The organism is Ideonella azotifigens, assembly GCF_006519715.1.
Taxonomy (GTDB): domain Bacteria; phylum Pseudomonadota; class Gammaproteobacteria; order Burkholderiales; family Burkholderiaceae_C; genus Ideonella; species Ideonella azotifigens.
This window is the reverse complement of record NZ_VIDT01000112.1, coordinates 1-11,500: the sequence shown is the minus strand read 5'-3', so window position 1 is coordinate 11,500 and position 11,500 is coordinate 1. Positions and strand designations below refer to the sequence as shown.

The 11,500-nt window shown below is 66.7% G+C and carries 11 protein-coding genes; 4 read left to right on the top strand and 7 right to left on the bottom strand.

Going from position 1 to position 11,500, the window contains the following annotated elements:
* From FKP22_RS09835 to FKP22_RS09815, 5 genes are all read right to left on the bottom strand, one after another.
* On the bottom strand, positions 1-777 hold a 777-nt coding region (locus FKP22_RS09835; protein WP_141287314.1), incomplete at its 3' end, for an ABC transporter ATP-binding protein.
* Positions 778-793: 16 nt separating this feature from the next.
* Entirely contained in the window at positions 794-1,576 is a 783-nt protein-coding gene (locus FKP22_RS09830) for an ABC transporter permease (protein ID WP_141287313.1), read from the bottom strand.
* On the bottom strand, positions 1,573-2,481 hold the full coding sequence (locus FKP22_RS09825) for an ABC transporter permease (RefSeq protein ID WP_231011033.1): 909 nt from the start codon (positions 2,479-2,481) through the stop codon (positions 1,573-1,575). Before FKP22_RS09825 ends, FKP22_RS09830 begins: the two co-directional genes overlap by 4 nt.
* A gap of 6 nt (positions 2,482-2,487) precedes the next feature.
* Complete coding sequence (locus tag FKP22_RS09820; protein ID WP_141287312.1) at positions 2,488-3,522, bottom strand: ABC transporter substrate-binding protein; 1,035 nt, start codon at positions 3,520-3,522, stop codon at positions 2,488-2,490.
* A gap of 64 nt (positions 3,523-3,586) precedes the next feature.
* Positions 3,587-4,696, bottom strand: coding sequence for a porin (locus tag FKP22_RS09815; protein ID WP_141287311.1), 1,110 nt, complete (start codon positions 4,694-4,696; stop codon positions 3,587-3,589).
* Positions 4,697-4,856: 160 nt separating this feature from the next.
* Here FKP22_RS09815 and FKP22_RS09810 point away from each other — a divergent pair, with 160 nt between their 5' ends.
* Positions 4,857-5,819: a LysR family transcriptional regulator gene (locus FKP22_RS09810; RefSeq protein ID WP_141287310.1), complete on the top strand. Its 963-nt coding sequence runs from the start codon at positions 4,857-4,859 to the stop codon at positions 5,817-5,819.
* 98 nt (positions 5,820-5,917) lie between these two features.
* Entirely contained in the window at positions 5,918-7,030 is a 1,113-nt protein-coding gene (locus FKP22_RS09805) for a lactonase family protein (RefSeq protein ID WP_375140570.1), read from the top strand.
* Positions 7,031-7,064: 34 nt separating this feature from the next.
* On the opposite strand, the gene FKP22_RS09800 is transcribed toward FKP22_RS09805, so the two are convergent.
* Together FKP22_RS09800 and FKP22_RS09795 are read right to left on the bottom strand one after the other, a co-directional pair.
* A complete protein-coding gene (locus tag FKP22_RS09800; protein WP_141287309.1) occupies positions 7,065-7,340 on the bottom strand; it encodes a DUF3297 family protein in 276 nt (91 codons plus the stop codon).
* Positions 7,341-7,367: 27 nt separating this feature from the next.
* A complete protein-coding gene (locus FKP22_RS09795; protein ID WP_141287308.1) occupies positions 7,368-8,078 on the bottom strand; it encodes a YebC/PmpR family DNA-binding transcriptional regulator in 711 nt (236 codons plus the stop codon).
* A 292-nt stretch (positions 8,079-8,370) separates the two neighbouring features.
* On the opposite strand from FKP22_RS09795, the gene FKP22_RS09790 reads away from it, so the two are divergent.
* Positions 8,371-9,411: an AraC family transcriptional regulator gene (locus FKP22_RS09790; protein ID WP_170200831.1), complete on the top strand. Its 1,041-nt coding sequence runs from the start codon at positions 8,371-8,373 to the stop codon at positions 9,409-9,411.
* Between the two features lie 281 nt (positions 9,412-9,692).
* Positions 9,693-11,267 carry a methyl-accepting chemotaxis protein gene (locus tag FKP22_RS09785; protein ID WP_141287306.1) on the top strand — a complete coding sequence of 525 codons (1,575 nt, stop codon included), beginning with the start codon at positions 9,693-9,695 and terminating at the stop codon, positions 11,265-11,267.
* Positions 11,268-11,500: the final 233 nt, after the last annotated feature.

The window sequence follows — 11,500 nt, the reverse complement described above, 5'->3', positions numbered from 1 at the left end:
GGGCAAGACCACCCGTTGGCCGGCCTCGCCGCAGAGGCAGCCGTCGCGGTAGGAGAAGAGATTCTCGAAGCCCATGAAGTCGGCCACGAAGCGATTGGCGGGCCGGTTGAACAGCAGCTCCGGCCGGTCGAACTGCTCGATCTTGCCGGCGTTCATGATGACGATGCGGTCCGACAGCGCCAGCGCCTCTTCCTGGTCGTGCGTCACATACAGCAGGGTGACGCCCAGCTCGCGCTGGATGCGGCGCAACTCGGCGCGCATCTGCACCCGCAGCTTGGCGTCCAGGTTGGACAGCGGCTCGTCCAGCAGCAGCAGCTTGGGCTCGATGACGATGGCGCGCGCCAGCGCCACGCGCTGCTGCTGCCCGCCGGACATCTGCGCCGGCAGCCGCTGCTCGAAGCCGGAGAGACCGGTGGCCGCCATCACCTTCTCCACCCGCTGGCGCAGCGCCGCTTCGGGCACCTTGCGCAAGCGCAGGCCGAAGGCAATGTTGTCGAACACGTTCAGGTGCGGGAACAGCGCGTAGGACTGGAACACCAGCCCCATGTTGCGCTGGTGCGCAGGCCTGCGGCTGATGTCCTCGCCGTCGAGCACGATGCGCCCGGCATGCAGCGGCTGCAGGCCGGCCACGGTGCGCATGGTGGTGGTCTTGCCGCAGCCGCTGGGCCCCAGCAGCGAGACCAGCTCACCCTTCTCGACTGCAAGGTGCAGATCCTTCACCGCCGCCGCGCCGCGCACATAGCCGGTCGCCAGACCGTGAAGCTCCAGAAAACTCATGACCTGACCCTTGGCACTACATGTACTTGGAAAAACCCAGCACCCGCTCGGCCGCGAACACCAGCAGCATCGAGAACACCACCAGCACGGTGGACAGGGCGGCGATGGACGGGTCGAAGGTGCTCTCCACGCGCCCCAGCATTTCAATGGGCAGCGTGCTGATGCCAGGTCCTGTCAGGAACAGCGAGACCGGCACCTGGTTGAACGAGGTGATGAAGGCCAGGAAGAAGGCGGCGATCAGCGCGCCCCGGATGTTGGGCAGCACGATCATGAAGAAGGCCCGCAGCCGCGTCGCCCCCAGCGTGACGGCAGCGTCCTCGATGTCCACCCGCAGGTTGGACAAGCTGGCATAGGTCACCCGGATGGCATACGGGATGGACAGCGCCAGGTGGCCGATGAACAGGCCCAGGAAGACCGGCGCGTCGATGCGCAGCACCAGGTGGCGCAGCAGCGCCAGGCCCGCCACCATGCCAGGCACGATCAGCGGCGAGGTGATGACCAGCCGGATCACCCCCATGCCCGGCGGCGGCATGCGCGAGAAGACATAGGCCACCGGCACGCCCAGCAGCAGCGCCGCCACGGTGGCCAGCAAGGCGATCTCCAGGCTGGTGAGAAAGGCGCGCAGGAACTCGCCGTCCTGGAGCACCGCCAGCGTCCAGCGCCACGAATAGCTCCTGGGCGGAAAGGCCAGGGTTTCGGCATCGCTGAAGCCGGCCATGCAGGTGATGACAAAAGGCCCCAGCAGGAACAGCAGCAGCAGCAACAGCGCTGCACGAGAGAAGAGCGAGTCGCGGGTCATGGTCTGCGGGGGCTCCGTCGGTGGGCCAGGCGCTTGAGCAGCACGCTCATGGCCAGGGTCAGCACGATCAGGATCACGGCAATCACATTGGCCGCGCCCAGGTCGCCCTCCACATTGACCTTCTGGTAGAGCAGGGTTTCGAGCATCAGCACCTGCGGGCCGCCCAGCAGCGCTGGCGTGACATAGGCGGTGACGCAGCCGGTGAACACCAGCGTGCCGCCCACCACCAGGCCCTCTTGCGTCAGCGGCAGGGTGACCCGCCAGAAGGCCTGCAAAGGCGTGGCGCCCAGGCTGCGCGCGGCGGCCTCCACGTCCCGCGGCATGTTTTCCATCGCGCTGACCTGCGAGATCAGCATCAGCGGCGCGAACAACTGCAGCAGGCCGATGAACACCGCGCCTTCCGTGAAGAGCAGGCGCAGCGGCTCGGCGGAAAGGCCCAGCCACACGATCACGTCATTGACGAAGCCGTTGCGGCCCAGCAGCACGATCCAGGCATAGGTGCGGGGCACCGGCGCGATCATCAGCGGCAGGATGGTCAGCGCCATCAACAGGCTGCGGTAGCGGCCGGACACCCGCACGATGGCCTGCGCCGGTGGGTAGCAGATCAGCGCAGACAGCAGCGTCACCAGCCCCGCAATGCGCAGCGTGCGCCAGAGGATCTGCCAGTTCAGCGCGGAGGCGAAGAACTCGGTGAAGTGGGCCAGTCCCCAGCTGCCGGCACCACTGCCCGCGCCTTCAACGCGGAAAGACGCCAGCAGCAACAGCAGCACCGGCAGCAGGAAGGCCAGCACCACAAAGGCCAGCGCCGGCGCAATGAGCAGCCAGCGCCATGGCGCTTGCCCAGGCTTGGCGGCGGAAGCGGGCGCGGGCATTGGCGAGGGCGGCGTCACGGCAAGGGCAGGCACGGCGGCTCAGCGCGCCATGCCCTTGTTCCAGGCGTCCACCCAGCCGGCGCGGTTGGCCAGGATGGTGTCGGGCTTGACGAACTTCAAGGACGCCATCTGCTCCTCGCCATAGGTGCTGACCTCGGCAATCTCCTTGGGCAGCGTCACGGACTTGTTGACAGGCGAGTCGATCATGTTGAGCGCCAGCGCCGTCTGCACTTCCTTTGACAGCCAGAAGTCCATCAGCTGGTAGGCCAGGTCGGCGTTCTTCGAGCCGGCCACGATGCCCATCACATTCAGCCCGGCGGCCTGTCCTTCCTTGGGCGAAGCCCACTTCAGCGGCATTCCGGACTTGGTCATCTGGGCCCACACAAAACGCGGCACCGGCGCCAGCCAGATCTCGTCCTGGGCAAACAGCGCCGCCAGCTGCGCGCTGTTCTTGACGAAGGTGACCACGTTGCCGCGATTGGCCAGCACCTTGTCCATGCCGGTCGCATAGCTCGGGCTGGTGCCGCCCCACGAGACCTCGGCCATGTGCAGCGTCAGCGGCCCCTGGGTGGTGGTGATGTCTGGCATCGCCACGCGGCCCTTCAGCGCCGGGCTCCACAAGTCCTTCCAGGAGGTCACCGCGGGCAGCTTGTCGCTGCGGTACACCAGCCCGACGGAGTAGGCGGTGTAGCCGACGGCGAACTTGCCGCCAACGGGGTCCTTGGCAAAGGGTTCCAGGTCGTCGTAGTTCTTCAGGCGGCCGTAGTCCAGCGGCTGGACCAGGCCCTTGCGCGCGGCCTCCAGCATGCCGAAGTCGGAGAACAGCACCATGTCCACGACCTGGTTCTGGCGGCGCGCATCCAGCTTGGCGATGCGGTCGGCGTTGTTGCCGGTTTCCACCACCAGGTTGCAGCCGCACTTGGCGCGGAACGGGGTGTAGACGTACCTCTCGAAGCCGGGCTGCGAGACGGCGTAGGTCGAAAGCGTCAGCGTGCGCCTGTCTTCGGCGTGGCCGGTGGCCGCCAGGCCGGACAAGGCCAGCGCCAGCAGGCCCAGGCGTGAGGTCTTCTTCATGATGCTGCTGTAGGAGAGTTCGGTGAGGCCGCAAGAGCCGTGCAAGCCCCAGGGGCCAATGCCATCAGAACCGGTGGCGCATGCCCACCGTCAGCATCGTCTGCCGGCTGTCGCTCGAGGCACCATAGCCGAAGATGTGCGCCTGGGTGGCGTCGCCGCCGGCGCGCTGCTCGATCAGGTTCACGAACAGGTCGCTGCGCTTGGACAGCACATAGTTGGCCTGCAGGTTCACCTGATCCCAGTGCGGCGCGGTGTCGATCACGTTGTACTTGCCGTTGGTGCGCGTGTAGGCCAGGCCGAGGATGACCTTGGGCAGCACGGTGTAGTTGATGTTCACATCGTAGTTCTGCATGTGCAGGTCGCTGCCATCCAGGTACTCGTACTTCACATCGCTGAAGTAGGCGCCGATCAAGGCCGGGCCCAGGGTGTACAGGCCACCGGCGCCGGCAATCGATTGCCGGGCCGTGCCGAAGCTGGCATTGACGGCGCTCTTGGTGAACAGCAACAGGCTGCTGGCGTAGTCGTTGCCCACGGCACCGGCCGTGTTGCTGGCACTGTTGGGATTGTTCATGCGCGCATACACGGCGCCCAGGTCCCAGGGCCCCTGCTTGTAGCCAACACCCACGCTGTAGGCCTCGTTGTTCGAGCGGGTGGTGCTCTCGCTCAGGCCGTAGACAGCCGTCAGGTTCAGGCCGTTCCAGCGCGGGCTGATGTACTTGATCGAATTCTGGATGCGGATGTCGTTGTAGGCGTTGTCGTTGTCGCCAATCGCCACGCCATTGCTGGCGATCAGCACCGGGCCCAGGTAGTCGTGCACCGTGTCGTACTGGCGGCCCAGCGTGAGGGTGCCGAACCGGTTGTCGCTCAGGCCCACATAGGCCTGCCGGCCAAAGGCGCGGCCGTTCTGGGACAGCGTGCCCGTCATCACGTTGAAGCCCTGCTCCAGCGTGAACACCGCGCTGGTGCCGCCGCCCAGGTCTTCCTTGCCCTTCAGGCCCCAGCGCGGGTTCTGGTTGGTGCCGCTCACCGCATGGCGGTTGCTTTTGCCGCCTTCGTCCGAGACATAGCCCACGCCGGCCGAAATCAGGCCGTAGATCGAGACCGTGGACTCGGCATGGGCCGTTCCGGTCGACATCACCGCGCAACCGAAGCACAGCGTCAGCACTTTTCTCATCGCAACCTCATCCAGGCGTTGTTGTTGCACCGCGGCGGCGACCAGGCACTTCGTGGTGCGGCCGGCCGGTGCATGGAAGGAAGGTTGCAATGTAGGACGAGGTAACAATAAGTGCAGATGATTATCTGTATGGTTCCATAGTCTCAAGTTATATTTTGGCGTGGACGATGACGCTGACAACCCTTCTGCCGACCGCCTGCCCGGCCTCACGCTGCGACAGCTGCGCCACCTCGTGACGCTGGCCGAACTGCGCAGCTTCACGCGCGCGGCGCAGGCCCTGTCCATCAGCCAGCCTGCGCTCACGGCCTCCATCCGGCAGGCCGAGTTCCTGCTGGGCGGGCAGTTGTTCGACCGCTCCTCCCATCGGCTCACGCTCACCGGCGCGGGCGCCCTGGTGCTGCCGCTGGCCGAGCGCCTGCTGAATGTCGCCAGGCTCAGCTTCAACGACATGAGCCTGGCCGTGACGCAGGGTGTGCAGACGGTGCGCATCGGCCTGATCCCCTCGGTGGCCGAAAAGGTCACCGCCCACCTGATCGCGCTGCAGGCGCAGGAGCCCAGCGTGCGCTTCACGCTGCAGGACATGGCCAATTCCGACCTGATCGAAGCCGTTCAGGCCCGCAGGGTGGACTTCGGCATTGGCGCGCGCGAGCGCCGGGCGGCCGATGCCGGCCTGGTCTGCGAGGATCTGTTCCGCGACGACATCATCATCGTGATGCGGGCCGACGATGCCCTGGCCTCGCACGCGCAGCTGGCCTGGGCCGATCTGGTCGACCGGCCGCTGGCCGTCTTCGTGCGCGGCAATGTGGCCGACAGCCTGCTGCGAACAGCCGAGGAAATGGGCCTGGAGCTGAACGTGGCCTTCCGCATGGAATACACCGAACCGATCTACGCGCTGGTGCGCAACCGGCTGGCCATGGCCATCATGCCGCGGCTCTACACCGAGCAACTGCACGACCCCGGGCTGGTGGTGCGGGCCCTGCGGGCGCCGCATGTCAAACGCGGCATTGCGCTGCTGGCCACCGCCGACGACGCGCGCAGCCCGCAGGTGATGCTGTGCCGCTCGTGGATCGTCAACGCGCTGCGAGTGGCCCCGTCGGCGGACGAAGCGCCCGGCGAAACCTGATCCGCGTCCGCGCCGCTCAGGGAAAGCCCCCTGATGCGGCCGGGCCGGCTCGTCGATAGTCCGCCAGTTGTACGACGACTGATGACATGACACCAACCATGAACACCAACTCACATACCCTCGCTCGCCACAGCCGGATGCGCCGCGGGCTGCTTGCCACCAGCGCCAGCCTGGCAGCGCTGTGCGCCAGCGCCGCGCACAGCGCCGAATACGCCTACATCGCCAATGCCGACAGCCAGGAAATCTCGGTGCTGGCGCTGGACCCGGCCAAGGGCACGCTGAGCACCATCGAGACCGTGCCGGTGGGCGGCACCGTGATGCCGCTGGCCGTCAGCCCGGACAAGAAGGTGCTCTACGCCGCGCTGCGCTCACAGCCGTTTCGCGTGCTGAGCTTTGCCATCGACCCCGCCAGCGGCAAGCTGCGCAAGCTCGGCGAAGCGCCGCTGGCCGACAGCATGGCCAACATCGACACCGACCGCAGCGGCAAGTGGCTGTTCGCAGCCTCGTACCCGGGCCACAAGATCACCGTCAACAGCATTGGCAAGGACGGCGCCGTCGGCGCGATCCAGCAGCTGATCCCGACCGCGCCGAACGCGCACGCGATCCACGCGGACGCCACGAACCGCACCGTGTTCGCCACCAGCCTGGGCGGCGACCAGCTTTCCGCGTGGCGCTTCGACGAAGCCACCGGCCAGCTCACGGCGAACAGTCAGCCGCTGACCATGGCCGACGCCAAGACCGGCCCGCGCCACTTCGTGTGGGACAAGGCGCAGAAGTTCATGTACGTGCTCTGCGAGGTGGACGCTTCGCTCTACACCTATGCCTACGACGCCGCGGCCGGCACGCTGCGCCAGCTGCAGCGCACCAGCGTGCTGCCGCCCGGCTTCACCGGCAAGCCCTGGGCGGCGGACCTGCACCTGGGCAACGACGGGCGCTTCCTGTACGCCTCGGAGCGCACCACCAGCACGCTGGCCACCTTCCAGGTCAACCCTGCGACCGGCTTGGTGCAACTGGTCAACCACGTGCCAACCGAAAAGACCCCGCGCGGTTTCGCGATCGATCCTTCGGGCCGCTGGCTGCTCGCCACCGGCCAGGACTCGCACGGCGTGGCGGTGCACGCCATCGACCCGGCCAACGGCACGCTGAGTCAGGTCCAGCGCTACGCGCTGGGCAAGAACCCGAACTGGGTGGAGATTGTCGAACTGCCCTGACGCGAATCGGGGCAGTTCAGCGCGGTTGAGGGTCTCAGCGGTAGAACGCCTCGACCCTGCCCTTCAGCTTGATCTTCAGCGGCTGGCCCCTGCGGTCCTTGGCCTTGCCGGCGGCCACCGCGATCCAGCCTTCGCTGATGCAGTATTCCTCGACGTCGAAACGCTCCTTGTCATTGAAGCGGATGCCGATGTCGTGCTCGAAGACCTTGGCGTTGTAATGCGGGCTGCGCGCGTCCGTCGAGAGGTGGTCGGGCAGCGCGGGGCGCTCGGCAGGCGTAGGGGCGGAAGCGGTCGTGGTGTCGTCGGTCATGGGAGCTTGGTGATTCGGGGGTGAGGCTCAGCCGGCAAGACCCGCGAAAACGTTCTGCACGTCTTCGTTGGCGTCCAGCGCGGCGAGAAAGGTTTCGACTTCTTCGAGCTGCTCGGCATTGAGCGTCGCCGGGTCGACCGGGTTCTTGGGCTTGTAGCCCAGCTTGGCCGACAGCACATTGAAGCCCTGGCCCTGCAGCGCGCGGCTGACCAGGTCCAGGTCGGTGGGGTCGGTGAGGAACACCGTCGCGCCGTCTTCGCCGGGCTCCAGGTCCTGCGCGCCGGCCTCGATGGCGGCCATCTCGGGGTCGGCGCCCGGGGCCACCGGTTCGGCCTCGATCATGCCGACGTGGTCGAAGTCCCAGGCGACCGAGCCGGAGGTGCCGAGCTGGCCCTTGCGGAACAGCACCCGCATGTCGGAGGCGGCGCGGTTCACGTTGTCGGTCAGGCATTCGACCATCACCGGCACGCGGTGCGGCGCAAAGCCTTCATACAGCGCGTACTCGAAGTGCACCGCCTCACCGGTGAGGCCGGCGCCCTTCTTGATCGCGCGCTCCAGCGTGTCCTTGGGCATGGACACCTTGCGGGCCTGCTCCACCACGAGGCGCAGCCGCGAATTGGCGGCCGGGTCCGCGCCGTGGCGGGCGGCAATCATGATGTCCTTCGCCAACTTGCCGAACAGGCGCCCCTTGGCATTGGCCGCCAGGTCCTTGTGCTTTGCTTTCCACTGCGCGCCCATGGCTGCGGCTCTTTCTGCGAGTTGCGGTTGCCGCGACGACTGGCGCCCGGCGGAATGCACGGGCGCTTCAACAATGCTGGCGCGGCCTGCGCGCAGGCCGGCGGCGCACGCGAAGGGGGCGGATTTTACGGCCAGGCTGAACAAGCCCGGCGCAAGCCCGGCGCCCCGAGCCCCGCACTTGCGCCTGCGCAAGCAACCGAGGCAGCCGCAGTCCAACAATTGGGCCAACCGTCACCAGCACCCCAATGCGGCATTTATGCGCCACGACCTACCCGGACAAGACAGGCAAGCCATGTTGGCCCCGGTCTTCCTGGCGCCTGTGCTGGCAGAAGCTGCGCGCCAGCGGGTCAGCGTCCACACGCTGACCCGCGGCCTGCAGATCACCGCAGAGGACCTCAACTCGCCTGGCACGGCGATATCGCACAGCGAAGCGCTCACCGTGGTGCGCCGCGCCGTGCAGGACCTGCGCATCGACGATGCCGGACTGGCCCTGGGCATGCGAGCCTGCGTCACGGAGCGCGGCATCCTGGCGCTGGGCATGTTGGCCGCTGCCACGCTCGGCGATGCGATCAAGCTGGCGCTGCGGTTCCCCGAAAGTGCAGGCTACCTGCTGAGCCTCTGGGAAACGCCCTCTGCCCAAGGCCCGCAACTGCACGCGGAACCGTTTCCCGACGACCTGGACCTGCAGGACTTTCTGGTCGACCTGACCTTCTCGTCCACGGTGGCTGTGTGCCGGCAGGTCACGGCGGCGAACTACACGCCTGCCGGCGTGGAACTGGTCCGCAAAGCCCCCGCGGCGGGCCACGCCCATGAGCAGTTCTTCGGCTGCCCCGTGCGTTTCGGTTGCCCGAGAAACACGCTGACGACAGGGGCCGACTGGCACAACTTTCCCTTGCCCTGGGCCAATCGCCAGGCCTATCGGGTGTCCTCGCAATCGCTGGAGCAAGCCTGTGCGCAATGGCGCGCAATGACAGGCTTGGCCCCCCTGGTGACCCGTGCACTGCACCGCAGCCTGCCACGCATCGCGAACCTCGCGGAGGTCGCGGCAACACTCCACCGCAGCGAACGCACCCTTCGCCGCCAATTGGCCCAGCAAGGCCTGAGCTATCGCAGCCTGCTCGACGACAGCCGGAAATCCCGGGCACTGGAGCTGATGACCAGCAAACGCTGGGGCCTGGCCCAGATCGCGGCCGAGGCCGGCTTCTCCGACACCCGCGCCTTCACCCGGGCCTTCAAGCGTTGGACCGGCCACTCGCCCACAGCTCTTCGCGACCGGCCCGCTGCCCTGACGACGCCCGCGACCGAGGCCGAGGCAGAAGCTGAGCCTGACTGATCAGCCGCCCAGCCCCGGGCTCAAGCATTCGGTCACGCAAGGCAATGCCGAGCCAGTCCGGCACGCCGTGGCTCGCTCACCTGTCGATTGGCCGAACGGGTCCATGGAATGGCCGAGCGGGCCCTGTCTGCCCGCAGGCCCGAACCGATAAGCAAGTGGTCGATGTCTGCATGGCCCGGCCACCTTCGGCGAGATTGGCCGTCAACTCCTGAACCAGACGACGGTTGCACCGCGCATTGTTTGACCAAAGACCCGACACCGCATTCAACTCACCCACCACCATGACCATCCTCAGCAATATAGGCATCGGAAAACGCCTTTACGCGGTTTCCATCTTGTTGATCGTCGCGCTGTCTGCGCTGGCTGTCAGTTCCTGGTTTCAGTTGGTGCAGGTCGGGCAATTGGCCAATCGCGTGGGCATCGTGCGCGCACTGCAGCTCGAACTCATTGCCAGCACCGAGCTGGGGGTCACGCGCGCGTTGCTGGACCTTCGCCAGGCCATGCTGGTCAAGACGCCGCAAGAGGCCGAGGCCGCGCTGGGGGACATCGACGCCGTGCGCAAGCAGATCACCCACAACGACGACACCTACCTGCGCGAAGTCACGACGCAGGAGGGACGGGACGCGTTTGAGCGCGACTGGCTGCAACTGCAGAAAATCACCTGGCCGACCGCCGAAGCCACGGTCGCTTTGGTGCGCGAGGGCAAACGCGAGCAGGCCTTTGACACCTTGATGCTACGCACCATTCCGGCGTTTGCGCGCATGCAAGACTGGCTGAGCGCCGAGCGCGCCCGCCAAGGCAAGATGCTGGCTGCCGAGGTGGGCGACATCTCGAAAGCCGCCGACGCGATTCGCATCCAGCTCGCGGGCTTGGTCGCTGCCATCGGCGTGGGCCTGATGGGCTTCTCCTGGTACATCGCACGCCTGCTGCGCCGGCGTGTCACCCAGGCGCAGCAAGTGGCAGAGCGAGCCCGCCAAGGCGACTTCACCGTTGCGGTCACCGATCACGCCAGGGATGAGTTCAGCCCCTTGCTGGGCAGCCTTTCCGCCATGCAGTCGTCTTTGATCGATGTGGTGGGTTCGGTCCGGCGCAATGCACAGGGCGTTGCCACCGCCAGTTCGGAGATTGCCAGTGGCAACAACGACCTGTCGCAACGCACCGAACAACAGGCTTCGGCACTGGAGGAGACCGCCGCGTCAATGGAAGAACTGAGCTCGACTGTCAAACAGAATGCCGACAATGCTCGCCAGGCAGAGCAACTGGCAAAACTGGCCAGCGAAGTCGCCCGCAAGGGGGGCGATGTCGTGGCAGAAGTCATCCAGACGATGAAGGGCATCAACGACAGCGGCAAGAAGATCTCCGACATCATCGGTGTGATCGACGGCATTGCCTTTCAGACCAATATCCTGGCGCTGAACGCCGCCGTGGAGGCCGCCCGTGCCGGAGAACAGGGCCGCGGCTTCGCGGTGGTGGCCACCGAAGTGCGCAACCTGGCCGGCAGATCCGCCGAGGCTGCCAAGGAAATCAAGAGCCTGATCACAGCCAGCGTCGAGCGCGTCGAAGAGGGCACCACGCTGGTCGACAAGGCGGGGGCCACGATGTCCGAAGTGGTCTCTTCCATCCGGCGGGTGACCGACCTGATGAGCGAGATCAGCACCGCGAGCAACGAGCAGAGTGCCGGCGTCACGCAGGTGGGCGAAGCCGTCATGCAGATGGACCGCGCCACGCAACAGAACGCCGCGCTGGTGGAGCAAAGCGCCGCTGCCGCCGAGAGCCTGAAAACCCAGGCCCGGCAACTGGTGCAAGCCGTGGCGGTTTTCCAGCTCTCGCAAGACGCGGCTTCCGGTCCCCGGTGAACGCAAAGGTGGAGGCCTGCTGCTCCGGCAAGCCGGCAGCCAACGCGAAGGGACGGAATTCAGGCACCTCATCTTCCTCCTGGACTCATGCCGGCTGCGCCTGCGGCGCAGGTTCGGCCAGCTGAGGCGCCAGCACCGAGATGACGGCTGCCAACGCCGCCAGCACCAGCAGCGCCAGACGCAGGCCGCCAAGGTGGGCGAGCCAGCCGATCATCGGCGGACCGAGCAGGAAG